This window comes from Brevibacillus choshinensis (assembly GCF_016811915.1).
In the GTDB taxonomy this organism is placed as follows: domain Bacteria; phylum Bacillota; class Bacilli; order Brevibacillales; family Brevibacillaceae; genus Brevibacillus; species Brevibacillus choshinensis_A.
Genome location: NZ_CP069127.1, coordinates 3391385 through 3417874 on the forward strand (window position 1 = coordinate 3391385; position 26490 = coordinate 3417874).

Below are 26490 nucleotides of genomic sequence, written 5' to 3' on the forward strand. Positions count from 1 at the left end.
CCCTCCCTTTTCCAACACGCCTCTTATTTTACACGATTTTGGCGTTTCTTCCAACTCAACCATGTACGCCGAACCGGTCTCAACAAATACGCACTCCACCACATGAGCAGAGCAGTGAGCACCAAATAAAAGCAGGCGAAAAACAGCCAAGGGGAAAACGAGAGCTGATCGACATCGGCAATCGACTCACCTAAGATGCCAAACAGGACTACGGCAGGATTGATTCCCGCCAGCATCTGCAACTCAGGAAGATTCCATACACCCGCGTCGGGAAACCGATCTGGATACGCTTGCTGCAGGGACTCCCCGATGAACAGAAAGAGGAGGCCCGTCCCGACAATAAAAAAGAACGCGATCCCATAAGCGGTAATCGTACTGACAGACGTCCGCTTGATCCATGTCGAGCAGAATAATCCCAAGGACCCGAGAAACAAGACATTGACCCCTAAAAAGACAACCAGTTGAGCCATTTGCTCAGGGGAAACCGACCCGTAGAGCATGACTACACTGTATAAAGGCATGGATGCTACGATCAATAACGAGGAAAACGCTAATGACGTGATCAGCTTGCTCAGCACAATCGTACTCGGGGAGAGCTGCGTCGTCAGCAGGATGTGCAGCGTCTGTCGCTCTCTCTCTCCGCTAATGGCCCCAGCGGTTAGGGCAGGTGCGACAAAACATACCATGGCGTAATGAATGCTCGCTGAGATCAAAAACAGGTTGCGATTCTCGCCGAGGGATCCAGCGCGGATCGGATCCATCAGCAAAAATCCCAAGGGAATCCCCCCCATTACGATCAGGTAAATCGCGAGAATGCAAAACGTTTTTTTTGAGCGGAACCTCTCCCGCATTTCTTTGACGAGTATCGGATTGAAAAAGAAGCTCCCCATCACCCACTCACTCCTTCTGTGATGGCCAAAAACATGTCCTCCAGATTCTCTTTGGCATCACCGAAAAAGACGACAGGAATCCCTGCAGCGATCAATTGCTGAAGTAATTCCGCCTTTTGCTGCTCATTGCCTTCAAAACGAATCTGGAATCCATCTACGTATTCCTCCAGCTGAAATACTCTGCCGGATTGATTTAACAAGTGTGCCGCCTCTTCCTCATGGCCCAGCGTCTTGAGCTCCATCAGAGTGCGTCCCCGATCCTTGCTCACCTCGTGAACCGAGCCGCAAGCAATCAGACGGCCCCGTTCGATGACGCCGATCTCATCGCAAAGCTCCGCCAGCTCCGGCAAGATGTGAGAGCTGATCAAAATGGTCTTTCCCATGCCCCGCAGCTGCTTGATGATCTCCCGCAGCTCAATTCGTGCACGGGGGTCCAGCCCCGAAGCCGGCTCATCTAAAATCAGTGCGGAAGGGTCGTGCACCAGGCAGCGCGCCAGCCCCAGACGTTGCTGCATGCCGCGTGAAAGGGAATCGACGTAGGCGTCTGCCTTATGAGACAGATTCACGAGCTCCAGCAAATCCGCGACCAGACTGGAACGCTTTCGCGCGGGAATTTTGAAGGCACCTGCGTAAAATTCCAAATACTCCACTGCGGTCAAATTGTCATACACCCCGAAAAAGTCGGGCATATAGCCAAGGGATTGACGAACAGCTTCCGGATTTTTGCGCACGTTGTACCCGCACACAAAAGCATCCCCTTCTGTCTGTTCCAGCAAAGTCGACAGAATGAGCATCGTGGTGGACTTTCCAGCTCCGTTCGGCCCGATAAAGCCAAATACTTTTCCAGCCTCAATCGAAAGGTTTAGATCCGTCAACGCTTGCACATTGCCGTATCGTTTGCTTAAGTGAAGCGTTTCGATTACCATGTCCGCTCCCTCCCTTCTACCTGATAAAACGGTGTTGGCAGGGTAAGGCGCGGGGTGCCGTCGTGAGAGAACCTAAGCAGCAGCGTGCCTCGAGGGGTCAGCATCTGTGCCAGTTCCTTGTCCAACATCAACCGTTTTCCACGCTCGAGCGGCAGCCACCTGCCCGTTTTTTGCTCAAAAACCTCGATGCGAAACGGTCGAAACGAGCTGTGCTCCAAAGGTACAATCACCCTTTCGAGGTCGAGCTTCGCCTCTCCCGCTTCCAATTCAAAGGTGATGCTCCCCTTTCCAAGCTCCCAAAGATAAGCGGAATTCGAATCGTAATCACCAGAGGTTTCCCGGACCACAACATCCAGGAGTCCATATGGGTACGTAATGATTCCTCGCGAGTCAGGCCCAAGCGGAATCGTCTGGTGAATGACATTCCAGTACTGGCTTTGATGGGGCTCCTGCATCGTCAGCAAGGGCAATTCCTGCGTGTTGACCCCCAATACCCGCACCTCGTGCCCTCGGCTGTAGGTTAGAACGCTTTCCTGCATTTGCTTCCGTCTTTCCTCCGACGTCGTCTCTTTGTTCCCCGCGGCTGATTGACGCGGCATGAACAACGGGTCAAGCCTAATATCGACTTGCTTTTCCTCCCCAATCGTCATAGCTCCCAGGGGGATTCGCTGTAAACCTACCTCCAGAAAGGACGACTCTAGTGCAAATCGGGTATTGTTCCTCACCTTCCCTTGAAGATGGTCACCATTTACCGTTAAGGACGCAGTAAATTGCCCTGCATCAGGCAGCATGCCAAATCCGATCGCTTGCTTCGGCGTCAGATAGGAAACGTTTCGATAGGATATTTTCTTGCCATCCGTAATCCCTTCCGGCTCATAGTCGTTTTTCCCGAGGGCTAGAGGCAAGGCGACCAATGGTTCCTCCACTTGCACGTCGTATTGATCGCGATCGACTGCCAAAAACGTAGAAGCCGTTTTCACCTGTGCCAGTTGATCATCCACGATTCGCACATCAGAAATCGTATAGCTGGCACTGCTTTTGACCACGAGCGGCTTGCCGACAGCAAATGTCCCGAAGGTCAGCAATACCGCGAATCCTGGAATGATACCCCATGCCCACTGCCTCCGCTCTTTTCGCTTCAGCACGAAATAGGTGAGAGGCGCAACCACCAGAACATAGCCTCCCCACAGGACAACCATCCAGATTGGGGCAGGCGTCTGTACGCCAGGGATTTGCCTGCTTAGTTCCAGAAAGGGACGAATCATTTGATCCACGTATGTATGCTGCTCCAGTATTTGCAGCCCGCCATGCCGCTCCAGCACATTTTGCCAAAGCTGAGAATTGTACTGCCAGGATGCCAGCGGCTCTGCGGTTACATCGTAATTCACAAAAAGAATGCGGCCAGCTCCCACGGCTTTGGAAGTAAACAAAGGCAGATCGCGATTGTAGACGGCAATCTGACCTTCTGGAATGACTTTTTCACCGGTATATGCCTGCAGTCCCCTGCTCAGGCTCATCTGACCGCTATGGCCTGCTGCGACGGGCAATTCCTTTTGGAAAGGCTTGACGACATCATCCTGGCCAGGACCTGCAGACAAAATGAGAAAGCCCCCAGTCTTGACCCATTCCTCGATGGCTAGTACCTGCTCCTTCTGCAGCTGCGAGGCCTGCTTGCCCCCCAAGGCGAGAACATCGAGATTCTGGTAAATCCATGATTCTGAAGGAAGCGATTCGACATTCAGATTTTGGATCGAATACGGCATCCCCATCGTCATTTGGGATTGCTGGATCGCCAGGAAGTGAAATGCGCTAGCACCTTCATGAATGATGCCGATCGTTTGGCCATCTTTTGGGTACGGCATGCGCAGCTTTTCTGCCTGGATGACCTGACCGTTTTGCGATAACCGTATGTACCATTCATCCAACAGCACTTGCGCCGGCAAATCAAAATTCACCACAGTGTTTTTTCCGGGTTCAAGATCTATTTGCTGCCGGAGAGCAGATTCATGAGAGCCTTTGGACGATTTCCTTTTGGAGAGCTCCACATACCCATGGAAAGGAATGTCCTGGGCAGTGACGCTCACCTCCAGTCTCGTCCACGCATTGTATTTGATTATCCCACCGAGTGGTACATCCACATCTATTTCCATGTTGCTCTCTGCCTGTACAGGTCGTACCCCGAGTGTCAACCAGACCGCAGCCAGAAGCAACATCCATCTCCATCTCATGCTTGTTCCTCCGCTCGTTATCGTGACGCCAAAGAAATGACGAGTGATCCCGGTTGCTCGTCATGATGGACGAGGAGCAATTGCTTGCCTTCCGCTGCCCAGTTGCCTCTCACCACTTGTTCACCTGACAGACTTGGAAGTCCCAGCTCCACTTGGACGACACGCCCCTCGTCCAGCTGCGCTTCCACCAACGTTCCCTTCGGCGTCGTGTAAGTGAGAGTCAGATCGTCCATCCAGGATGGCCATTTTCCTTCTCCCATCACGGTTACTTTGCCTGTCCGAATCTCCATGACATGAATGCTTCCCTCTTTGGTAAAAGCCAGGTAGCGACCGTCAGGAGACCACTCGGGCTGGGAGCCCTCTGCCATTTTCCATTCCTGAAACGAGACCGTACTGCTCATCCAGATTTCTTCCGTCCCATCTTTCACACGGGTGTAAGCGATGGTTTCATCGTTCGGCGACCATGTGGGAGAGTGATAGGTGACGCGATCCTCTTCCTTCAGCAAGCGACTGCTGCTAACGTTGTTCTGATCCGGTAAATCGACGATCCAGATGCGCGACTGGCCAGAAAGCTGCTCCACCACGGCCACCTGATTGCTGCGATTGGCCCATGCGATCGCTCGATAACTTCCTTTTGTCGGCGGCAGCGATATGGTCACCGGATGCTTCTTCTGATCCAGAGAAAGCGTGCGAACCACCGCGTTTGGACCCACGTATGCAACTTGAGTGCCTGCAGGATTGATATCGATTTGTTCTTCCGTCGTCTGTATCGGCATGGACAGGACATTCCGTTCTTCTACCGCCAGCACGTCTTTATCCCACCAGACATACGTACCTATGAAAACCCCCAGCAGCATCGCTGCCGCTACGATATTGATCCATTTTTTGCGTCTGCCAGATGGCGGAGAAACAGGGCTGTCGTTCTTTTGCATTTCGAGCTCTTTCATCCGTTCGAGCAACTGCTTTTTCAAATCGGCTTTGAGCTGGTAATTCACAGGGACTGATCGTCGCATTTGCTGCAAGTGTGTCAGCAGGGACGCTACCGTCTGCTCTTCTTCCCGTTTACGGGGGTGCTGATCCTGACTTTTCATTCGGATCCCCCTTTTCGTACATCTTCTGGAGTTTTTGTAGACCACGGTAAGAAATCATTTTTATACTCGACTCCGTTTTGCCTAAAACTTCGGCCACCTGACTGATTTTGAGATCGGCAAAATAGCGGAGCATCAGAACGTCTTTTTGGTCCTGTGACAACAAATCGAGCCGGTCACGAAGCAGGCGAATTTCTTCCTTCGTCAACGCCTGCCTCTCCGGCTGCCATGTGTCGTCCTGCTCTGCCCCCAGCAAATCCTCCTGATCTACCGGCAGCTCCCTGTTCTTTCGCATAAAGTCTACGTATGTATTGTGTGCAATTCGAAAGATCCAGGAAGCGAACGGACTTCTTCTACTGTATTGATCAAATTTTTCCAGCGCTTTTAAAAATACCACAGTGGTCAAATCGTCTGCGTCCCATGTATTTTGGACACGACATCGCAAGTAACGATTGACGCGATCAAAATACTCGTCATACAGTTCCGTAAATGGACGAGATTCATAAAAGTCCCCATTCGATTGGGCCGATGGTTGCGCGGAACGCTCGATTGCCATTCCCATTGCGTTTTCCTCCAGCCTGACTGCAAAGCTCACGATTCACGATCGAACCTGCCGCTCAGACAAACTTGTTCTGCTCTATCTAGTTTCTACGTTTTGAACAAGAAGAAAGTAACAGATTTCGTGAACTTTCTTTCCCATTATTTTTCAAGTGCTCGTCCCAATTCATCAATGATATCCGCAGCGGATTCGATGCCGACAGACAGCCGGACGAGGCCCATGGTGATTCCTGAGGCTTGTCTCTGTTCTTCTGTAAACGCACGGTGCGACGTCGTGACAGGATGAGATACGCTTGTCTCTACTCCTGCCAGGGACGGGGCGAATTTGATCCACTGCAAGGCACGGTAAAACTCGTAGATCTTGCTCTCATCCTCAAGCGTAAAGGAGACCATCGCTCCCTGCTTTTGACGTGCGAAGAACCGGGTTGCCTCAGGAGTCGGATAATGCACCTTTCTGACAGCAGGATGCTGTGCGAGATAGCCAGCCACCTCACTGGCGTTGTCGCATTGACGATCCATCCTCAGCGCCAACGTTTTCAGGCCTCTCGAGGTCAGCCATGCTTCAAACGGACTAAGAGACGCCCCGTAGCTGACCACGATCTCTCGCGCTCTTGCTATCAGCTCTTCGGATCCGACGAGTACACCCGACGTCACATCACTGTGTCCGCCGATGTATTTCGTCGCGCTATGGACGACAAGATCGGCCCCAAGTGAAATGGGCTGTAACAGATAAGGGGTCGCAAACGTATTGTCTATCATTACGGTGAGCCCATGCTCTTTTGCCTGCTTGATCCAATAAGGCATATCTGCCACGGTCAGCAATGGATTCGTGATGGTTTCCATGAAAAAGAGCCGGGTAGTAGGGCGCACATGATCAGCCAGCGTCTGTTTTTCATTCAGATCCATACATTCCAGCTCGATCTGGAATCGGGAAAGCTCCTTATGCAAGAGTGCGTATGTTCCACCGTAGATTTCATGGGACGCCAAGACGTGATCACCCGGCTTTAGCACTGCGAGCAGACCAGCCATAATCGCTCCCATACCGGACGCTGCACTGACTCCTGCACTCGCACCTTCCAGCGCCGCGATGGCATCTGAAAGCTCCGCCTGGTTGGGATTCCCGTTTCTCGTGTACAAGTACTCCCCTTCGCCAGCATAATATTGCTCAACGTCTTCCAACCCTTCGAATGCGAAAACGGACGTTTGGTAGATCGGGGTTGACTTGCTCTTCACCTGACGCAGCGGCTGATGCCCGATATGGACGGTCTTGGTTTCAAATCTTTCTCCCATGCTGATCACCTAATCCTTTTTCTCCCATCATATCACGCACAATGGAAATGCGACTAGTGGATTGGCATTCACCCTATTAGGTATGCTATAATTCGAAACCGAAACTCCCACTCAGGGAAGAAGCAAAGGAAGGTGCTTGAGATGAAAAGACTACTCCCTACGATTTTCGCTTGTCTGACAGCGATCGCTTTGGTCACTGGATGCTCCAGTGCGGGTAATCAGACGGCTCCGCCAGCACAACCGGCTCCTGCTGAAAAACCTGCATCCAACGAACCTGCTCAACCGCCTGGTCCTACTGGCGCCAAAAAGTATGAGAAAGCTCCAGCTATGCAAATTGACAAAGCGAAATCATACCAAGCAAAAATTTCGACGACGATGGGTGACTTCACGGTGGACTTGTTTGCCAAGGATGCGCCAATTGCCGTAAATAACTTTGTATTCCTCGCGAAGGACAAGTTTTATGACGGCGTCACTTTCCACCGCATCATCAAAGATTTCATGATCCAAACCGGTGATCCGCTCGGCTCTGGTATCGGCGGCCCCGGTTACACGTTCCAGGATGAGCTGAACAATGGCCACAACTACGAGGTTGGGGTCGTAGCTATGGCCAATGCGGGTCCGAACACAAACGGCAGCCAATTCTTCATCGGTACAGGAAAAGATGTCGAGGGTCTGAAAAACTCCCCGAACTACACGATTTTCGGTAAAGTATCTGCCGGAATGGACGTGGTTCAAAAAATCGCGGGAACAAAAGTGAAAAACAACCCGCAAACCGGAGAGCAAAGCACTCCTGAACAAACCATCAAGATCAATTCTGTAACCATTACTGAAAAATAAGGTCTCTCATGCCAAACACCACTGCCATTCTCAGCAGTGGTGTTTTTACATCCATCGCTTATTGTTGCTATACTCCAAAAATACTGATAAAATATAGGAAATGAGAGTGCTCACGGGATACTGGGAGCCTGATCGCAGAAGAGGACTATTTTCCTCTGCGCTCAGGCTCCCTTTATGTTTTTTTTAGGGCTTGTTACCGGATGGGCCACATGCCATCCACTTCGCCCTGAAAATGCTTGAAGGAGTGAAAAGATGAAAGAGGTTTTCCAAAATCGCAATTTTCGCAACCTGTTCTTCGCTAACTTGTTTTCCGGATTCGGTCAAGGCATGACAATGATTGGCATTTCCTGGTATCTGGTAGAAACAAGCGGTTCTGCCAGCCTGCTCGGCTCGACGATGCTGATCTCATCTATCCTGACCCTCCTCGCCGGACCTTATTTAGGCACCTTGGTTGACCGTTTCTCTCGCAAGACGATTTTGCAAGCAGAACATTTGGGGGGCTTCTTGACGCTGGCCGTTTTGGCAGCCTGGGGGTTCCGGGGTGACTATGAGGAATGGATGCTGGTGCTCATTTTTTTGGCAGCTACCCTTTTGTTTCAGCTGCATGAGCCGACTCAGGCAGCTTTTATTCAAGAGACGTTTGAACAGAAGGATTTCAGGGTCATCAATTCTCTGTTAGAAATCGAAAACCAGACCGCTTTGGTGCTGGCCGGAGCATTCGCCGGATTCCTGCTGGCGCCATTCGGTCTTCATATCGTTCTTGTGCTGAATGCTTTGACCTATCTGTGCGCATATTTGCTGATGTCCCGATTGGACTACGTATTTGCACGGGACCAACAGAACGTGATATCACAGATGGCCCCATGGACGGAGCAGTTTTTGGAAAGCTGGCTCTTTATTCGGCAAATGCGCGGTTTCTTGGTTTTTGGAGTGGCTGCTTTGATCCCCTTTATCAGTGTCATGCTGGTAAACCTGTTGAATCCCATCTTTGTCAGTCAAACCCTGAGGGAGGATGTCCATATATATTCCCTCGCCGAGGTGACGTATTCGATCGGGGCTGCTGCTGCTGGATTCCTCTTTACGCTGCTCAGCAAAAAGGTCGGATCTTTTGCATTCATGGTGGGTCATTACTTGTTGATGGCCATCGCTCTCATTCTGACCATTGCTTTTCCAAATGGTATCAGTTTCATCTTGTTGTCCACCTTTGTGGGCTGGTGCAACGTTTCTACCCGACTTACCCGGCAGACCCTCTACATGGTGCTCCTCCCGAATCATTTCATGGGTAGAGTCATGAGTTTTTTTCGATCGGTCGGGACGTTGATCAGATTGCTCATGCTCGCTTTGTTCACGATGATGATCGATTCGACTGGAGCCGCAATCGGATACCTGATTGTGGCAAGCCTTTTGGGCGTTGCAACAATGGGGATCATCATTTCGATGTCAGCACTGTTGCGAAAGGCAGGCAACGTCCACACCCGTTGAAAAGCATGAGATAAGCAAGGTGTTAACGAGAACAGCAATCAACGGCCAGTCAAACCCTTTTTTGGTTGTGTTGGCTGGCCCACCGTTTTTATTTTCAGCGCAAAACAGGGCTTGAAATTGAACGAAAATAGTTCTATGGAACCATTTCCCTCTTGAACCGTCAGGACAATGTCGATAGACTTGCAAATGACCCGATTCGCTTCCGCAATCAAAAGCAAAAAGCGAAAAGGAGTGGTTCCCATTTTTATGACACGCGAAGCGCGAACGCGCTTATTTTTCTGGACAAATAGTTTTGGTTTGATGCTTTTATGCCTCTTCGTCACCCCCACAAACGCTTCAGCACCTCATCCGATTGAAGCAACACCTGCTCTCGTAAAACTACCTGATGCCTCCGCAATACGTGCTGCGAAACAAGAACCAAAAGCGAAACCCAAAACTTCCGAAACCACCGCTGTGCGCCAAATGGCTTCGGTAAGCCGAGACCAGCGGCCACGAGTGATACGTAATGGAAAAGTTAAAGTATCTGAGCGGGATATGGAACTGCTTGCCCGGCTAGTTTACGCGGAAGGCCGTGGCGAACCGTATGAGGGACAAGTGGCAATTGCTGCTGTCGTTTTGAATCGGGTAGCGTCATCTCAATTTCCCAATTCCGTTCGGGAAGTGATTATTTCACCGAATGCATTTTCTCCGGTACGCAATGGCACTTTGCCACACAAGTCCAATGATAGTACACGTCGAGCGGTGCAGGATGCTGTAAACGGAAAGGATCCAACGAATGGCTCGCTTTATTTCTTTAATCCACATACAGCGACTTCCGATTGGATTTTTTCTCGGCCAAAGACGGTCGTGATCGGCAATCATACTTTTGCCCGATGAGCGACAGCGATCGAACACATGTTGAAAAAAGAAAGTGCAGTAAAATTTAATAATACTTTATTTTTATTTTATCTGCATTTTACTTTTGCTTGCTATTTTGTAATCGTAAGCACTTTTTCAACGCATTGAGAAAAAGCCCGATATTCTTGTTTGAATGACTTTTCGAGCACTCTTGTGGGTAACGCACCACACAGATTGTCAGAACATAGTTGGTTCCCGATATGTTTTGGGTGAGAGCAAAACATATTGAACGAACCGATCGGTATTTTTCTCAATCGCCCCCAATACTTAGGCATTCCCTATTAGGGAATGCCTCTTTTTTTGCTTTACGCCTGATGCAGTTGTTTTCGCAGATAGACTGTTGGCTCAATGGGACACCTCGTTGTGGTTAAAAGCCATAAATAGACATGCCGCCATCCACCGAGATCGTTTGACCCGTTATGTATGCTGCTGCGTCCGAAGACAAAAATATGGCTGGTCCTACCAAATCCTCTACGTCGCCAATGCGCCCGCTGGGAGTTCGCTGCAGGATCTCCTGCACGTACGCTTCATCCTTCAGCAAAGTCTCCGTCAAAGGCGTCCGGAAATACCAGGGAGCGATCGCATTAATGTTTACCCCGAACTTACTCCATTCGAGTGCCAGCACGCGCGTCATCTGAATGACTCCCGCTTTGCTGGATCCATAAGCCACACCTGTGCGCATGGCCACCACACCTGCCACCGATGCAATATTCACGATGCGGCCGTAGTTTTGCTCGCACATGATTTTTCCGGCTGCCTGACACATGAAGAACGATGCCTTCAAATTCAGGTCTACCACGCGATCCCAATCTTCTTCCGTCACCTCATGCGCCTTTTTCCGCAGGTTCATCCCTGCGTTGTTGATGAGAATATGCAGGCTTCCCCATGCTTCTACAGTCTGGCCGACCACTTTTTCCGCAGCACCCGCTTCGGTAAGATCTGCCGTGATGGGGATTGCTTTGCCACCTTTCTGTTCGATTGCTTGGACTGTCTCCTGCAAATCTGCTTCCGTACGCGCGACGACAGCCACATTGGCTCCTGTATCTGCCAGCCCCAAGGCCAATGCTTTTCCGATCCCTCTGCCCGCACCTGTGACAATCGCGGTCTTTCCAGTCAGGTCAAAACGTGTCATATTCGCATCTCCCCCATTCTTAGGTTCCCTAGGACATTCTCCATCCATCGCCAATTCCCTTGTCTTTTGCTACAATATACCTGTCAGGAAGGGAGGCATTTTGGTGCGTTTGTACAGTCAAATGACTTTAGCTGAGTTGCAGGAAGAAATGGAACGTCTGCGCTCGCAAGCGGAAGAAAAAAAGAAGGCGGGAGACGAATCCCAATTTGGGATCATCCAACAAAAGTACTTTATGGCCAAATCGTATTACCTGGGTACGGACGAGTTCCGAATCGGCGGGAAATACAGTGTGCCTGAACATGATCAACCTTTTACGATCGACTATTTTAACGGCGTTTTTGCTTGGGGCCGCTTTCCCGGTTCCGATGAGCAGACAGGCTTCCCTGTCGGCATGCTGGATGATTGGTTCGGCTGATTCTACCACTACAAACACAAAAGGGACCGGTGATTTCTTTTCACCAGTCCCTTTTCTTTTTGCACGCCAAGCACGAGGCGCTGGCCTACTGGATATACTAACAAAAAAACGAAAGAGAGCCTTTGGACCATGGATTGGATCAATATCATCTTGCTGGTACTCCTGGCGCTCGGTGTCGCAGGAAACAATGCGACAGTATCCATTGCTGTAGGCATTTTGCTTTTGCTGAGGCTACTGTCGCTGGAGAGGCTGTTCCCCTTTTTAGAACAGTATGGACTCCATGTCGGCATTGTCGTTCTCACCATAGGAATTCTGAGCCCGCTGGCGAGCGGAAAAATAAAGCCTGACTCCATCTACCAGCTCTTCACTCACTGGCAATCAATTCTCGCTGTTCTCATCGGTGTTTTCGTAGCTTATTTGGCAGGGAAAGGCACGTATCTCATGTCTCAAAACCCGCTCATCGTGACAGGCTTGCTCCTGGGGACGATCATCGGTGTGACCTTTTTTCGCGGCGTCGCGGTGGGACCACTGATCGCTGCAGGGATTCTCGCCTTCATTTTGCAATTCGTCCCGAAGTAGAGCGATTATCCCCAGCGTTCCTTGAGATGGATCCCGTATGCCAAGATTTGCGCTGGCGTCACGAGTCGAAACCCTTGCTGGGCGCGAAAATCAATCGTGAGTCTGTCCGTGTCCATATGCTCAATCGTCTGAGGGTCAATCACAAAGGTCAACGCGTCTATTTCAACGACGTGATCCGCAGGACTAGCTTCATCCCACCACAGGGCGTACTCAACATTCATTCCGCATCCGCCAACCAGCTCACCGCTGATGCGGATGGTTTTTCCCGGTTGCAGGACGGATTGGATCTTCTCCGCCGCTTCCTGTGTCAGTGTTACTTGCATCGCCATACTTCCTTTCTGAAAATGCTCTTCCCTGATTTTTGTATGCATCATTCCTTTCATGATAGCATACAATGCTTGAAAGGCAGAAGAAAGGACGATCTTCTATGAACATTTACGAACAAGATGGTATTTTTGTGGCAGAAACAGAATTCCAATCAGAGCAAGTCGTGATATTTGCGAATTCATGGGAGGAAGCCAAAGAGAAACTTATGGTTAGGCTCCTCGTATTAGAAATGATTGGATAAACATGGGCGGGTCGGGGATAAGACCTGCTTATTCACCCCCTGCGTGGCTATTTGCAGAACTGGCTGAGGAGCTATTCATGACAAAACAACTTGCCGGAGTCGACACACAAGAGCTCGTATCGCGGATTCGTCAGCAAACAACTTTGGCCAACCGCAACAATGTGACGCGTACCCAAGCCTACTTGGAATTTTATCGCCAGCACGAGGAGATACACTGGGCACTGCTTGCCCATCTTGTCTCCCGCAATGGTGGCTGGAACATGACAGATCTAAAAGGGGAATGGCTTCCGCTGCTTCTGGACGAGCAAGCGATCCAGCCATTTTTTTGGTTTTTAGAGAGAAGCAACTGGCTCATTTTCCACGATGCGTATGCGCAATTGCTGTTGTATGCCGAAATGAAGCGAACAGGAACCGATCTCACTGCTCTGTTACTCCCGCTCGGTGTATCTGGTTTTATGCAGCCGTTTTGGAGAGATTTTCTGGAGACGAACGATTCTGGGCGCCTCACCCATGCCATGATTGTCAATGAGCAGCAGTACATTGAGCAACGCGTCATACATAAGCCCATTACCCTCCACCTCGTATTTGCGACGTTTGCCTATTTTACCCAGTCCGTCTTGTCCCTAAGCCAAGTCCTGTTTCCGTACAAGGCACACCCGACTGATCGCAGGCTCAGCCTTGTCGGCTTGGATGTCCAGCATTTTCCGAAAGTAGAAGAGCGCATTGCAACGGGGAAGACGCTCTATCGGATTCTTTACGGAGATGCAAACCGTTTGGAGCAAATTCGCCAGTTTACCTTCCGGATCCCCCATTCTGGCTCGAGGGCAGATTACTGGCCGCAGCTCTTTACAGTGCGGGCTCCTGAACAGCCTGCTCAGGCCCCGTATGAGCTGCGACTGAATGGTACCGGGATTCGGGAGGGACAAAAGAAATTGTATAGCCCTCCCCTCACCGTCGCGTGGAAGGATGTTTCCCACACAGCTGCTGACGGCGTAGACTGGTTCCGTGATCCAAAATGGCTGGAGGTCGTTGATCTGCCTGGAGAATTGCCTGCGATCACCAGCGAAGATTACGTTCGCGCCCTGCAATGGATGGAGTACGGAATCAAACTCGTAACGGCCATCACGTAGGACCAAGAAAAAAAGGATGGTTCTTGCCATGAATGAAATGGTGGAGAATCAAAGGGCTTATCTCCTCTCCTGCTGGTTGCCCAGCGGGACTTTTCGCCTTGCCCCGAAAAACAATCAGATCAATCCCTACTTTACCAATCTCGCCTTGATTGCTCTTGTGCGACTGAAGGAATGGGAGGCGGTGCGAAGCCATATTGAATGGTATTTGCATCACGTGAATGCGGACGGATATGTCAACGATTATCGGTTGGACGGGACGCTGGAAGTCGATACGGGAAAGGCTGACAGTGAAGACAGCTACCACACCACGTTGTTTAGCTTGCTCGCAGAGTTCGTCCGTGAAGGCGGGGAAACCGACTGGATCGTGCCTCACAAGGATGAGCTGGTCGTCCTCATGCAAGCGGTCGGAAAGCTCCAGCAAAAGGATGGTTTGACTTGGGCAAAACGATCGTATCGCGTGAAATACTTGATGGATAATTGCGAAGTCGCCCGAGGTTTCGAAGATGCGGCTTACCTGTTTGCCATGCTGGGGGACGATGCATCGGCCGAGGAAGCGAGAAAACGCGCTGCCGCATGCCGTGCAGGGATCCATTCGATGTATAGCGGGATGCGCAAGTCGTACGCCGTCTACGACAGCCGTTACCCCGGATGGCGCAAATGGTATCCGGACGTCACTTCACAGGCATTTCCGATCCTGTATCAGATGACCCGCCCTGATGAAGACGCGATGTTGTACGAAAAGATTACTCAGGCCTTCCCGCACTTTGATACCTTTCAAACAGGAGACTTGTACCCGTGGATGTCGATGGGGGAATGCGCACGGCTCATGGGAGACTGGCGCCGTGTGGATTCCATGCTGAATACAGCGAATGAGCTGTACATCTTCGGACCACGCTCTCAATATTGGCTCATACACGAATCAGGTCGTTATGTGGAGCTGTCCCTTTTGTGCCAGTGACCCATTTTGCCTGGGTTTCACATTTTTTTTACCAGGCGGTGCTCGCCCATCGAGACTCCTACGATTACAATAGGAGCAGGAGGTGTACGTTGGATGTCCCGACCATTTGGAGAAGTAGTAGCGGTAAGCATCAGCAGCACGCACACGTTTAGCAAGCAGAATGCAGATGTCATTCACCTTTTGGCAGGACTGGGAGTAGAAGGAGACGCCCATCTGGGTGCCACTGTTAAGCACCGTTCACGCGTCGCGCAGGATCCCACCCAGCCCAATCTTCGTCAAGTTCATTTGATCCATGCCGAACTGTTTGAGGAATTGCGAGATTCAGGATTTGAGGTAGCTCCCGGTCAAATCGGGGAAAACATCACGACTCGCTGCATTTCGCTGCTTTCCTTGCCGACCGGAGCCATCCTCCGCATCGGAGAATCGGCAGTGGTAGAGATCACGGGACTGCGTAATCCCTGCCCTCAGCTGAACCGTTTTCAGAGTGGTCTGATGGATGCTTTGGTGGACCACGACGAGCAAGGCAATCTGATCCGAAAAGCAGGTGTCATGGGCATCGTGCTAGCAAATGGACCTGTACGTCCAGGAGATCCGATTCAGGTCGAGCTCCCCGCTCTGCCTCACCGCCCGCTTGAACGAGTCTAAATCATTCCGCTTCCTGTCAGGTTTCAGCTGCAGGCAGCGGAATTTTTTGGGTGTGGCCGTTCATGATTTGATCGATCCACTCGTAGCAGGTCTCCAGCTCCTCATCCGTGATCCAGTCGGAGCGATGCTCGAACATGATCGTTACCTCTTGATTCTCCCTCTTGATGATCTGGAGATAGTCTTCGATCGGGGCCCATCCATCTTCCGGTTTGCAATCCGGCAAGGCAGGATGGTGGTGGTATTCAAACACGTCCGTGATCCGCATGTTTGACAAGTGCACCGTTTTCGCATACTTAGCATAGGTCCTGAGTACCCTTCTCGCATCAAAATGCGGATCAATCTTTTCTTGCGCGTGGAGCCTTGCCGTATCCAGGCACAGCTTGATCAGGGGGTACCTTTCCAGCAGCGACACGAGGAAGTTTTCCTCATACACGTAGCGGTTCAACGCGTCGAATTCCAGAACCGGGGTGAAGCCATACTCTCTCGCCTTGGCACTGAGCCATTCGAATAGCCGTTCGCTCTTACAGGCGAGCTCGGCCAGCGTATATTCGCTCTCCCGTACATACTCGCGTCGATCTGCGAATTTCCAGCTGTCCCAGTTGACCCGATCATCCAGAATGACGGGTTTCGGATAATGAAACAAGATATAGGCCGGCTGAATCTCAAAGAGGTCCTGTAATTCACGTTCGATCGATGCATACGCATCGTCTCGGACCTCGTTGTCCTGCGATAAAAACAGGGCATCCCGCAGCCGAGAGCCATCTTTTCGAAAAGGAAAATGAATGCCGATCTGAAAGCCGCGCTGTTTCGACTCAAAAGCGAGTCTCGCGATATCCTCCTCTGTCTCGAACAAACAAGCTTCGATACCATAGAAGCCTCTCCGGAAGTCCCTCTCATACTTATTCTCATCAAAACCACCATAGAGCCCGATCATGAATGAGTGCATGGTCCCTCTCCTTTTTCTCTCTGGCTACGATGTCTTTTTCCCATATTTTCTCAGGTTTTGCAAGTGTTTTCGATGATCACGTGATACAATCAGACAGAATCCTACGGAAAAAAGGAGACAGCTTCGATGCCACATAAGCAAGGTGAGAAGGTATGACCAGATTAACTTCAGGAGCAGTGTTACTTCGCAGTCGAGGGAACAGCGACTCGGGGAAAGTATCCTTCATTGAATTGTTTTTTGACTTGATCTTTGTCTTTGCGGTTACTCAGCTATCGCATTCCTTTCTGGAAAACTTTACGTGGGAAGGTGCAATCCATCTCGTGCTTCTGACGATGGCCATCTGGTGGGTTTGGATCTTTACTGCATGGGTGATCAACTGGTTGAATCCGGAAACTTTCCGCGTACGATCCATGCTCATTGGGCTCATGCTGATTGGACTGATCATGTCTACTTCTATTCCGGAAGCATTTGAGGGGTCGGGGCTTTATTTTGCGTCCGCCTACGCCTTGTTCCAGGTGGGTAGAACCGCTTTTACCGTCTGGGTGCTCCGCAATGGCCAGGCAGAGCTTCGAATCAACTTCATCCGCATTCTCTGTTGGCTGAGCTTGTCAGGGATATTCTGGGTTGCTGGCGGGACCGTACATGAGCAAGCTCGGTTGGTGCTATGGTGCATCGCGTTATTCATTGAATACATCGCCCCATCCATGGGCTTTTGGTTGCCCAAGATCGGCAGAACCCCAACCAAAGTCTGGAATGTGGAAGGGTCTCACATGGCGGAGCGATGCGGATTGTTCATTATTATCGCTCTTGGTGAATCGATTCTGGTGACAGGGGCGACCTTCTCTTCGCTAGAATGGGATGTCCTGACGCTAAGCTCGTTTGCTACCGCCTTCCTAAGCACAGTCGCCATGTGGTGGATTTATTTTGATGCAACAGCAAAAACGGGACATCATTTCATCGCTCATTCCGCTGACCCTGGCAGAGTGGCTCGTTCTGCCTATACCTATACTCATCTCCTCTTGGTGTCCGGCATCATTTTATCCGCTGTAGGAGACGAGCTGCTGCTCGCCCATCCAGTCGGTCACTTGGATACCAAAACCGCTGCAGTCATGCTGGCAGGTCCTGCCTTGTATTTGCTCGGTAATATGCTGTTCATGCGCATCGCAGCAGGTGTTGTCTCTACACCTTATTTGGCAGGAATAGGCGTATTCATTGTACTTTTTCCATTTGCAACCAGTATGTCTCCCCTCCTCTTGTCCATCATCGTAACGGTTGCGCTCATCGTCGTCTCGCTTTGGGGCTCCGTCTTCACCGAACGGCTATGCCAAACGAAGCAGCATCGAGATCACCGTTGAACAGAAGCTCTGTAAAACGGAAGTACATCTGCCAAGCCTGCCGCACCCACCGTTGTTTTGACACGGAATCATTTGATGAATACAAAAAAACTGCCTTCTGGTGAAAGGCAGTTTTTTCGCTGTAAAGTCCTTTTTGTTTTACTTGGGCTCGTTCTTACGCTGAATCTGGGCATCGCCGCCGTGAGACACTACCAAAAACGGAGTCAGCTCGTCATCCTCCCAGAAAAACGGAAGCGGGGAAATCGGTACCTGCCCTTTGGAAGCGAAATCGTAGGTCAATCGGGCTAAAAGATGGGCCCCCGCATCGCCTACAAGCTCTGCCACAATGAGGACATCTTGATGGGGAATCGCCACTCCGAGCTGATCCCCCGTTTTTTGTTGATCCATTTTTTGCAGCAATGACGCAAGCAAAATACGGCTGGCCGCATATCCATCTGTCGGACTGATGAAATGAATGCGATTTCCGGCCACTTCCTGTGTTTTGACTGTGTAAGGCAGCTGCTCTAGATTGCTCATGGCATACTGGTGCAGCCGCTCGTCGCTCCATCCCGCTTGTTCCAGCATCGCTCGCTCAACCAAGAGATAGCCTTCCCCGACGTCAAGCGCGTACAGAACGGCGGTATCGGCTGTGTGCGGTCGTGTCACCCACCGTTCCGGGTATTTTTTTACCATGGACGCGTGCCGCAGCACGGGGTAAACATTTCGCTCCTGTCCATACAAGCTTTTTGGGACAGATTCCTTTCCGTTTTCACTCATGGTACCAAGATCCACTCCTTACTCCCAAGGTGGTCGTTCTTCCTCATCCGCGGTACTTCTCGATGCTGCGACTTCTGGAACAGCGTAGCTGCTGCGGGCTTCTATCTCTCTCACCAAATCGGCGAGCGCTTTTGGCTTCACGAATTCAACGGGTGACATGCCACGTTCGAACTGCAGCTGTTCGCCTTCTAATAGAACCAAGTACCGGCCATTTACCTTGGCAATGTGCATGCTTGTCCCGTAATCCGCCAGCAGCGTTCGGATTTGCATATGGTCCAGCTTGAATTTCAGTTCTATTTCCGGTTGCTGATCCGTGATGATCTGCATGGCTTCCATCACAGTCTCATGCTCCCACTTCTCAGCCAATTCCCGCTTGGGGCTGGCAGCCATCAGCTCGATGGCCTCCTCTTCCCGCAAGCGCTCCTCCGTCTCTTCCGGATACGTGTATTCGATATGCTGTCTAGCCAGCGAGATGACTTCCTCCGAGACGATCTGCGTGATCGTTTGCGGATATTCAATAAAGCGCAAAAACTCTTCAAAGTACCTCGCATGCGAAAATTGATGGATTTTCACGTGGTAAGGGTCGTTCATCCCCGATTCGATCATGTACGGATACATCAACGACTTCATATTTTTCGCATTGATGGCCATTTGCACATTTGAAATCAGGCTCTTTTCATCTGTGATGACAGCTGTTTTCTGTTCGAAATCGCACTTCAAGATAAAGACGTAGCGTTCATCCAGCAGCTCTAGGCGGCTTCTCACCACAATCAGGACGCCTCCACGCACTTGGGAGGTGCGCAGGTAGGACTGAATCAACTCCTGACACGGGTCCTTGCACTCCCCGGCCGTCTCAGCCTGCATGAGCCGCTGAAGCAAAGCATAGTTGGGATTTGAATCCAATGGATGACCCGGCTCCAGAATGAACTGCCCCAATTTCGTCGGAGTTCCTTCCGACTTTGGATTCATCTCTACTTTACGTTTGGCAATCCGGGCAAATTCCCCTTCCAGAAAATCTCGCAGCTCGCTTTTCTGATATTCATCATGGCTTAAGTAGCGCGTCATCTTTACTTTTTTGTTGCCATCCTCTTCTTCCGGCTGTTCGATCAAGAAAAAGGATAGCCAATCAATGGTAAAATTCATCGCATTCCGCTCCCGTCTACATGTAACGAATCGATTATAGCAAACCTCAGGAAAAAGCGGTCAGCCATTTTTCGCAAACATGGTAAGATGATAGCAAAGGGGAGAGGGACATGTGGAACAAAATCGTTACCTGGTGGAATGACAATGTACGGGACCGCCCTTATGCACCCGGACGTCAGATCCGCCACTACCGCATTCGAAAAGTGCTCGGGATGGGTAGCTACGGCATCGCATATCTCGCGATTGACCTGCGTAATGATGCTCAGGTTGTGCTCAAGCAGGTAAAGCCCAGTCTTCGTCATTCTCCCAAAGGTGAAGCGATGCAGGCCTACGAGCAAAAGGTGCTTTCTGCGCTTTCGCACCCCCAAATTCCGAGGTGGCTGGATTCGTTTACGTATCGACGGGATTCGTTTCTCGTCATGACTTTTATAGAGGGTCCGACACTGGAGGAGGCACTCTTTGACCATAGGATCACCATCGATGAGAGAGAGGCTGCCCGGCTGATGAAAAAGATCGCGGAGATCGTCGCTCATCTCCATGAGCACCACCTGATCCATCGCGATGTGCGTATTCCCAATGTCATTTGGCACCAGGACGAGCCTTATTTGATTGACTTTGGTCTCGCACGATTTATCGGGGACAGCCCTACCTATGCGGCAGATTCACTGACTGCCTACCACTCCGAGAAACAGGTAAAGCGTGAGGTGGCCCCCTCCAGTGATTTATTTGCCCTCGGTCACTTTTTCTTGTTTCTGCTTTATTCCGGATACACGCCAAACGAAGAGGATCCGGAGCGCAGCTGGGAGCAGGAGCTTTCTCTAACTCCCGCCGTTCGCAGCATGATCAGACGCTTGCTGCAGGCAGATGCCCCATACCCTGCTGTCGAGGATTTTCTTGACGATCTTGAACAGTATTTGTGCGAAACCAGCCAAGCCCCCACTCAGGCAGGCATGTAAATCCCCGATCGTGTACAGACACCAAAAGAGCAGTGCAGCCGCAGTGTATCATCACTGCAGCAGCCCTGCTCTTTTCCCTTTACTCGGAGATCGGTTCGTTTTTGGCCTTCTCCATCATTTCTTTGAGCTCGCCTGCTTCCCGCTTGAGGGTCTGCCGCTCATGCTTGGACAAGACCTCGCCTCCTACAGGACCATTCACCAGTAAATCTTCTTCATACAGTCGATCTTTGCGCATGGAAACCTCCTGAAGACAAGAGTGGTTCTTTCTTGTCCTACTTTGTTCCAAAGCCGCTTTTCTTATTCTTTCTTTCGCCCTGTAAGGAAGTGAGCTGAGAACGCAACATCCTGAGGCATCCTACCGCACACGTTTTGGTGGGGCAGACTTTTTGGAGGAACCGGATTTTCCAGCGGGCTTCACTCGATTCCCTGTTTGCTTTTGCATCGGTCTGGGATCTTCCAGCGCCCCATGAGACATGAATTTTTCCGCAATCGGCACGCCCGTCTGTTTGGAGAACTTTTGAATGATGAAGCGTTCCTGCGGACTGATGACGGAAAATACGAGCCCGGCACGCCCCATGCGACCCGTACGCCCGCTGCGGTGCACGTAGGTGTCTGGATCCGATGCAGGATCATAATGCACGATGCATTCCACTTCCGGGATGTCGATGCCTCGGGCGGACACATCTGTGGTAATCAGAACCGGAAATACGCCATCGCGGAACTGCTGCAGCGTGCGCGCACGCTCTTCCTTGGTCGCATCACGGTGCAAAAGCCTGCATGGCAAGTGGTGATAATTGAGCTTGGATACGATTTCATCGACTTTCTCGATCTGATTGACGAAGACGATGGTGGAGCGAACATTCACCAATCGCAGCAAACGACGCAGTGTGTCCACTTTTTTGCGCGGGTCACTCACTATGTACATGTGAGCCACCCCGGCAGCTCCCTCGGGTGCGGCAGCACGAATGACGGCCGCATCTTTGGTAAAGACTTCAGAAGCCTCGATGACACCAGCAGGAAGTGTAGCGGAGAAGAGCAATCGCTGAGTATCGCGCAGTGTGCGCTTCATGACCTCTGACACCGGCTTGCCGAAGCCTGCGTCCAGCATCCGGTCCGCCTCATCGACCACAACCGTTTTGACCTCATGCACTTTCATCTTGCGTTGGTCGATGAGCTCCAAAAGTCGGCCTGGCGTAGCAACCACGAGTACAGGCTTCTTTTTCAGCCTCTCTACCTGACGCTTCACATCGACACCGCCAATGATCGGCAAGACAGCATGCTCTGTGGATGGCAGCAAGCGCTCGGCTTCTCTGGCAATCTGCATGACCAGTTCATGCGTGGGGGCCAGGACGATTGCTTGCACATCTTTTTTATCCATATTGATCTTTGAAAGTAAAGGCAGCAGATAAGCAAATGTCTTGCCTGTCCCAGTCGGAGATTCTACAAGTGCGTCCCGACCTTCCAGAATCAAGGGAATCGCTTCCACTTGTACCGGAGTCGGATTTTCCATATTTCGTTCGCGCAATAGGCTGACCAACTGCGCGCTAATGTGTAAATCTGCAAACGTGGTGCTCACAAGAACCCTCCTGGCTTGAAAAATCGTGCATTGGGTAAGCTTACCACACTTTGCCCGAGGGGAAAAGCGAAACCGATCTCGTCCTCATAGGAAAGCAGGCGAAATCCAGTCGGACTTCGCCCATGTTTCCATTACCCGTTATTGGAGTCTTTACGGGTCTCCTGCATTTCCCCTTGGTCCTGACGATCTCGGCTGGTGTGTTGGTTACGTGTCCCTTTTGGACCCTTTTGGTAAGCCTCTACTTCCTTTTGAAACTCTTCATCGAAGCCTCGCACACGGCTCACCTCCTGATGCTAGTCTGCCCGCTGCGATCTCAATTATTTCCCTGAAACTTTTTACCTATTTATACGTCCATTCTTATAGAGAATATCCTATTGAGATGGTTAGGTGAAAATGGATGCAGACGTTATCCCGAGCACGCTCCCACAAACGATCAACTAGAGTGGCAAGAAGACCCTGGCGCTGGGTCAAACGCTTGCTGCTGTTATCTGCTTTGGCATGTACCACTTTTGCGCTTGCCGGCATCATCTTCTTATTCGGTACCCAGACGGGAGAGGATTTGCGGGAGTGGGCAGCAGGCACTCTATTGACGACCCAGCATGATTATTGGGCTCCTTACACCTTTATCCCCGAGGACAAGCTGAATGCGCTGAAGGATCAGATCAAGCATCCGGAAGTGATCAATTCAGAAAATGACCCGAATCCGACAGAGCTGCCTGCCGTAGGAAAGCCTGTGATTGTCCCCCTTCCGGAAAAGCCAGAGGAACTGGTCACGATTGAAGAAATCAATGTGAAAAAGGAAAATTATTATTTTAAAGGCAAGATTATGTACGTCCATGATCCCAAACGCGTACAGCTGCTCGTTACGAATCGCAAGGACCGTGGAGACTTGCTGGACGAGTACGTCAAAAAAACCAATGCAATCGGCATCGTCAACGCGAGCGGCTTTTCCGATCCTGACGGTTATGGGAAAGGTGCGAAGGCATACGGCGTCGTCATTCACGACGGGAAAATCCTCCAAGGCTACAACCCAAAGAGCGGGGAAACCGCACTCGGGATTACGTACGAGGGCAAGCTCATCACGGGCAGTTATTCCGCCGAACAGATGGTGAAAATGGGCGTAAAAGATGCCATGAGCTTTCGACCCCAGCTGATCGTCAATGGGAAAAACCTCTTTACAGATAAGCCTGCCAGAAGCTGGGGCATCCAGCCTCGCACGGCTGTCGGTCAAAAAGAAGACGGTACGATTGTCTTTGTCGTCATCGACGGCCGCCAACCTGGCCACTCCATCGGAGCCAGCATGAACGACCTGGCTGAGCTGCTGGAGGAGCGCGGTGTCGTTACCGCGATGGCCATGGACGGAGGCTCCAGCTCCATGATGCTGCACAATGGAGAGGCCATCACCAAAACATCGTGCCCCTACTACCGTGGAAGATACTTGCCGAACGCCTGGGCCGTCATCTAAGGCCATGGACGAGACGAGGAGATTTTTTCTTAGAAAACGAAACAGGCAGCACCACATGATGTGGGCTGCCTGTTTTGTTTCGTGCAGGAGTATTACAGCTTGATTGGGGTCTTGGCTTGTTCCAGGCTCCATTTTTCTACATCCCAGACCTGGGTTACCCAGTCCTCATAGAACTCGGGTTCATGGCATACCAGGAGAACGGTCCCTTTAAATTCTTTGAGGGCGCGTTTGAGCTCTTCTTTTGCCACGACGTCCAAGTGGTTCGTCGGCTCGTCAAATACGAGCCAGTTGCTCTCGCGTTGCAGCAGCTTGCAAAGACGTACCTTTGCCTGCTCGCCCCCGGAGAGAGCGTTCATGTTTCGGTTGATGTGCTCATTTTTCAATCCACAGCGTGCCAAAGCGCCGCGCACTTCGTGGTTGTTCATCGAAGGGAATTCATTCCACACTTCATCCAATGCGGTAATCGGCTTCGCTTTCACTTCTTGCTCAAAGTAAGCCGGGTGCAAAAAGTCTCCACGATCCAATTTCCCATTCAGCGGCTTGATGATGCCGAGCAATGTTTTCAGGAGCGTGGATTTCCCCACACCGTTCATTCCCACGATCGCAACCTTCTCACCGCGCTCCAGCTTGACACTCAGCTTTGGCAGGAGTGGTTGGGAATACCCGATCTCCAGATTCTCCGCTTCTACGACGAAACGGCTGCTCGCCCGGGATTCTTTAAAAATAAAGGAAGGCTTAGCGGCTGTCTCCGGCTTGTCGATCCGATCCATTCTGTCCAACTGCTTTTGACGGCTCTTCGCACGTCCCGTAGTGGATGCACGCGCTTTGTTGCGGGCGATAAAGTCTTCCATTTTCGCAATTTCTTCCTGCTGCTTTTCGAAGGCATCAAAGTGCTGGCTGCGCTTCGTCTCCGATTGAGCAAGGAACGACTCATAGTTTCCGGTGTAACGGTTCAGTTTGGTAAATTCCAGATGGTAGATGACGTTGACGACTTCGTTCATGAAGCTGGTGTCATGGGATATCAGCATGAAGGCGTATGGATATTCCTTCAGGTAGTTTTTCAGCCAGACGATGTGCTCCTCGTCCAGATAGTTTGTCGGCTCATCCAGCAGCAATACGGTAGGCTGCTCCAGCAAGAGCTTTGCCAGGAGTACCTTCGTGCGTTGCCCACCAGACAGAGCAGCGACGTCTCGATCCAGACCGATCGCGCTCAAACCTAATGCGTTTGCAATTTCCTCAACTTTGGCATCAATCAAGTAAAAGCCGCTGGTTTCCAGTTTATCCTGGATTTCTCCCATGCGCTCCAGCAATTCCTCTAACTCTTCCGGAGAGGCCTCGGCCATTTTTTCACCGATGACCATCAGCTCGGCTTCTTGCTCCAGGAGCGGCAGGAACGCGTCTTTGAGCACATCGCGAATCGTTTTGCCCGCTTCCAGCTTCGTATGCTGATCCAAGTACCCGTATTGGATCTTTGGCATCCATTCGATACGGCCATGATCGGGCATATTTTGCCCTGTCAAAATCCCCATCATCGTGGACTTCCCGGTACCGTTTGCACCTACGAGCCCTACATGATCACCCGGCTGCAAGCGGAATGATACATCGCGAAACAAAATACGGTCCCCAAAACCGTGGGACAGGCTTTCCACAATCAAAACACTCATGATTTTCCTCCTGATCTGTTCCTCTATGAGGTTTACAAAGTGATTCTTTCAAAAAAAGACGGATGATAGCGATCAAAATAGCTCTCACCGCTGAGCATCAACTGATCCAAGCGAACTCGCAAATCCTGAAGGCTAATGCCCTCCATCGCGACGTTCAAAATCGCAGCACGTGCCATCAGGCGAAGAAGATTCACTTCGTCAGCCAAGGCGTTCCCAAAAACCTTCCCGCTATGCACGATCTCTGAGCGATGGTTGTACGATTTTTTTATCAGCTGTGCGATTTTTTCTCGCTGCTGCAGGGTTTCACCAAAGTAGTAAGCCATACGGAGCCGCAGCTTATAGGTGATTTCCCCTTTCTTCCCATCTGGCACAAAAAGGGACTCCAGACCAATCCACAAATCAAGCAGTTGGTCTTCATAGCTTTTTTTCTCCAGCGAGAGGGAATATCTCCGAAAGGCTAACGTGGGCAAACTACGATCTAATAAATCCAGAAAGATCTTCTGCGCCCGTTCGTCAAACATGTACTTGGCACCGTCTAACGAACGCTTCAGATACGTGATTCCATACAAATTTGCTTTCGCTGTGATGACATACGGAATGGAGCAAATGCCATTGACCGATGCGAGATTCAGCTTGTTCTCAATCTCTTCGATCCAGTCCCGGTCATCGTTCAATCTCATTTCCGGGTATTCACCTACGAGGAACAGGCTGCTCATATCGACCCGCTTGTCAAACATGCGCCTGTTCTCATCCATTTCATTACGCAAATAGCGAGACGCAACTTTATATGGTCGTTCAGCACCTGAAAGCAGCGTATAGGAATTGGGCATATCAATCCGGACAGATTGCGGCGTCGTCGAGTTAAACACGGGTGCGATCAAAAGTGGCATCGGCTCTCTCCTTATTGAACGTGCAGGAAATGATAAACGCTACACTAATGAATGATGAAACGCATGATCCTCTCATAGAATCATGCTAGGTATCACTAGGTGCTTGTTTCATTTTG

Annotated in this window: 27 protein-coding genes; 11 read left to right on the forward strand and 16 right to left on the reverse strand. The window is 50.8% G+C overall.

Annotated features, from left to right (window positions below; all coding sequences use genetic code 11):
* Window positions 1-23 precede the first annotated feature (23 nt).
* The 6 genes from JNE38_RS17095 to JNE38_RS17120 form a co-directional block, all read right to left on the reverse strand.
* Window positions 24-890 (reverse strand): ABC transporter permease, encoded by an 867-nt coding sequence (locus tag JNE38_RS17095; RefSeq protein WP_203254860.1) that lies wholly within the window; start codon window positions 888-890, stop codon window positions 24-26.
* Complete coding sequence (locus tag JNE38_RS17100) at window positions 890-1816, reverse strand: ABC transporter ATP-binding protein (RefSeq protein WP_203254861.1); 927 nt, start codon at window positions 1814-1816, stop codon at window positions 890-892. Before JNE38_RS17100 ends, JNE38_RS17095 begins: the two co-directional genes overlap by 1 nt.
* A complete protein-coding gene (locus JNE38_RS17105) occupies window positions 1810-4044 on the reverse strand; it encodes a hypothetical protein (protein WP_203254862.1) in 2235 nt (744 codons plus the stop codon). Before JNE38_RS17105 ends, JNE38_RS17100 begins: the two co-directional genes overlap by 7 nt.
* 17 nt (window positions 4045-4061) lie before the next feature.
* Complete coding sequence (locus JNE38_RS17110; protein ID WP_203254863.1) at window positions 4062-5135, reverse strand: PD40 domain-containing protein; 1074 nt, start codon at window positions 5133-5135, stop codon at window positions 4062-4064.
* The gene (locus JNE38_RS17115; RefSeq protein ID WP_203254864.1) at window positions 5107-5694 is read right to left on the reverse strand and encodes an RNA polymerase sigma factor; all 588 of its coding nucleotides are present in this window, start codon (window positions 5692-5694) and stop codon (window positions 5107-5109) included. Before JNE38_RS17115 ends, JNE38_RS17110 begins: the two co-directional genes overlap by 29 nt.
* Before the next feature lie 137 nt (window positions 5695-5831).
* Complete coding sequence (locus JNE38_RS17120) at window positions 5832-6980, reverse strand: trans-sulfuration enzyme family protein (protein WP_203254865.1); 1149 nt, start codon at window positions 6978-6980, stop codon at window positions 5832-5834.
* 141 nt (window positions 6981-7121) lie between these two features.
* On the opposite strand from JNE38_RS17120, the gene JNE38_RS17125 reads away from it, so the two are divergent.
* The 3 genes from JNE38_RS17125 to JNE38_RS17135 all read left to right on the forward strand — a co-directional run bounded on the left by JNE38_RS17125 (window position 7122) and on the right by JNE38_RS17135 (window position 10175).
* Window positions 7122-7817, forward strand: a complete 696-nt coding sequence (locus JNE38_RS17125) for a peptidylprolyl isomerase (RefSeq protein WP_203254866.1) — start codon at window positions 7122-7124, stop codon at window positions 7815-7817.
* 252 nt (window positions 7818-8069) lie between these two features.
* Window positions 8070-9299: an MFS transporter gene (locus JNE38_RS17130; protein WP_203254867.1), complete on the forward strand. Its 1230-nt coding sequence runs from the start codon at window positions 8070-8072 to the stop codon at window positions 9297-9299.
* 246 nt (window positions 9300-9545) lie between these two features.
* Window positions 9546-10175, forward strand: a complete 630-nt coding sequence (locus JNE38_RS17135) for a cell wall hydrolase (RefSeq protein WP_203254868.1) — start codon at window positions 9546-9548, stop codon at window positions 10173-10175.
* A gap of 388 nt (window positions 10176-10563) precedes the next feature.
* On the opposite strand, the gene JNE38_RS17140 is transcribed toward JNE38_RS17135, so the two are convergent.
* Window positions 10564-11328 (reverse strand): SDR family NAD(P)-dependent oxidoreductase, encoded by a 765-nt coding sequence (locus JNE38_RS17140; protein ID WP_203254869.1) that lies wholly within the window; start codon window positions 11326-11328, stop codon window positions 10564-10566.
* Between the two features lie 103 nt (window positions 11329-11431).
* Here JNE38_RS17140 and JNE38_RS17145 point away from each other — a divergent pair, with 103 nt between their 5' ends.
* Both JNE38_RS17145 and JNE38_RS17150 read left to right on the forward strand, forming a co-directional pair.
* A complete protein-coding gene (locus JNE38_RS17145) occupies window positions 11432-11743 on the forward strand; it encodes a YfhH family protein (protein WP_203254870.1) in 312 nt (103 codons plus the stop codon).
* A 129-nt stretch (window positions 11744-11872) separates the two neighbouring features.
* Window positions 11873-12322, forward strand: a complete 450-nt coding sequence (locus JNE38_RS17150; protein WP_203254871.1) for a DUF441 domain-containing protein — start codon at window positions 11873-11875, stop codon at window positions 12320-12322.
* Between the two features lie 5 nt (window positions 12323-12327).
* Here the strand turns inward: JNE38_RS17150 and JNE38_RS17155 are convergent, their stop codons facing one another.
* Window positions 12328-12645 (reverse strand): iron-sulfur cluster biosynthesis family protein, encoded by a 318-nt coding sequence (locus JNE38_RS17155; RefSeq protein WP_238933355.1) that lies wholly within the window; start codon window positions 12643-12645, stop codon window positions 12328-12330.
* Window positions 12646-12967: 322 nt separating this feature from the next.
* Between JNE38_RS17155 and JNE38_RS17160 the strand changes: the two genes are divergently transcribed.
* The 3 genes from JNE38_RS17160 (at window position 12968) to JNE38_RS17170 (ending at window position 15623) form a co-directional block, all read left to right on the forward strand.
* A complete protein-coding gene (locus JNE38_RS17160) occupies window positions 12968-14020 on the forward strand; it encodes a DUF2515 family protein (RefSeq protein ID WP_203254873.1) in 1053 nt (350 codons plus the stop codon).
* Window positions 14021-14048: 28 nt separating this feature from the next.
* Window positions 14049-14978 (forward strand): hypothetical protein, encoded by a 930-nt coding sequence (locus tag JNE38_RS17165; protein ID WP_343071228.1) that lies wholly within the window; start codon window positions 14049-14051, stop codon window positions 14976-14978.
* Window positions 14979-15071: 93 nt separating this feature from the next.
* Window positions 15072-15623: an MOSC domain-containing protein gene (locus tag JNE38_RS17170; protein WP_203254875.1), complete on the forward strand. Its 552-nt coding sequence runs from the start codon at window positions 15072-15074 to the stop codon at window positions 15621-15623.
* A 16-nt stretch (window positions 15624-15639) separates the two neighbouring features.
* On the opposite strand, the gene JNE38_RS17175 is transcribed toward JNE38_RS17170, so the two are convergent.
* The gene (locus tag JNE38_RS17175) at window positions 15640-16569 is read right to left on the reverse strand and encodes an apurinic/apyrimidinic endonuclease family protein (protein WP_203254876.1); all 930 of its coding nucleotides are present in this window, start codon (window positions 16567-16569) and stop codon (window positions 15640-15642) included.
* Between the two features lie 152 nt (window positions 16570-16721).
* On the opposite strand from JNE38_RS17175, the gene JNE38_RS17180 reads away from it, so the two are divergent.
* Window positions 16722-17924 carry a low temperature requirement protein A gene (locus JNE38_RS17180; protein ID WP_203254877.1) on the forward strand — a complete coding sequence of 401 codons (1203 nt, stop codon included), beginning with the start codon at window positions 16722-16724 and terminating at the stop codon, window positions 17922-17924.
* Between the two features lie 138 nt (window positions 17925-18062).
* Here the strand turns inward: JNE38_RS17180 and JNE38_RS17185 are convergent, their stop codons facing one another.
* A complete protein-coding gene (locus tag JNE38_RS17185; protein ID WP_203254878.1) occupies window positions 18063-18680 on the reverse strand; it encodes a DUF1444 family protein in 618 nt (205 codons plus the stop codon).
* Window positions 18681-18698: 18 nt separating this feature from the next.
* Entirely contained in the window at window positions 18699-19823 is a 1125-nt protein-coding gene (locus tag JNE38_RS17190; protein ID WP_203254879.1) for a DUF3900 domain-containing protein, read from the reverse strand.
* Window positions 19824-19933: 110 nt separating this feature from the next.
* Here JNE38_RS17190 and JNE38_RS17195 point away from each other — a divergent pair, with 110 nt between their 5' ends.
* Complete coding sequence (locus JNE38_RS17195; protein ID WP_203254880.1) at window positions 19934-20779, forward strand: serine/threonine protein kinase; 846 nt, start codon at window positions 19934-19936, stop codon at window positions 20777-20779.
* 79 nt (window positions 20780-20858) lie between these two features.
* On the opposite strand, the gene JNE38_RS17200 is transcribed toward JNE38_RS17195, so the two are convergent.
* The 3 genes from JNE38_RS17200 to JNE38_RS17210 form a co-directional block, all read right to left on the reverse strand.
* Window positions 20859-21014, reverse strand: a complete 156-nt coding sequence (locus JNE38_RS17200; protein ID WP_203254881.1) for a hypothetical protein — start codon at window positions 21012-21014, stop codon at window positions 20859-20861.
* A 120-nt stretch (window positions 21015-21134) separates the two neighbouring features.
* A complete protein-coding gene (locus tag JNE38_RS17205) occupies window positions 21135-22355 on the reverse strand; it encodes a DEAD/DEAH box helicase (protein WP_203254882.1) in 1221 nt (406 codons plus the stop codon).
* A gap of 131 nt (window positions 22356-22486) precedes the next feature.
* Entirely contained in the window at window positions 22487-22630 is a 144-nt protein-coding gene (locus JNE38_RS17210) for a hypothetical protein (RefSeq protein ID WP_203254883.1), read from the reverse strand.
* A gap of 122 nt (window positions 22631-22752) precedes the next feature.
* Here JNE38_RS17210 and JNE38_RS17215 point away from each other — a divergent pair, with 122 nt between their 5' ends.
* Window positions 22753-23820 carry a phosphodiester glycosidase family protein gene (locus JNE38_RS17215; RefSeq protein WP_203254884.1) on the forward strand — a complete coding sequence of 356 codons (1068 nt, stop codon included), beginning with the start codon at window positions 22753-22755 and terminating at the stop codon, window positions 23818-23820.
* Between the two features lie 92 nt (window positions 23821-23912).
* On the opposite strand, the gene JNE38_RS17220 is transcribed toward JNE38_RS17215, so the two are convergent.
* Both JNE38_RS17220 and JNE38_RS17225 read right to left on the reverse strand, forming a co-directional pair.
* On the reverse strand, window positions 23913-25484 hold the full coding sequence (locus tag JNE38_RS17220) for an ABC-F family ATP-binding cassette domain-containing protein (protein WP_203254885.1): 1572 nt from the start codon (window positions 25482-25484) through the stop codon (window positions 23913-23915).
* A 32-nt stretch (window positions 25485-25516) separates the two neighbouring features.
* Complete coding sequence (locus tag JNE38_RS17225; protein WP_203254886.1) at window positions 25517-26374, reverse strand: HEPN domain-containing protein; 858 nt, start codon at window positions 26372-26374, stop codon at window positions 25517-25519.
* Window positions 26375-26490 lie beyond the last annotated feature (116 nt).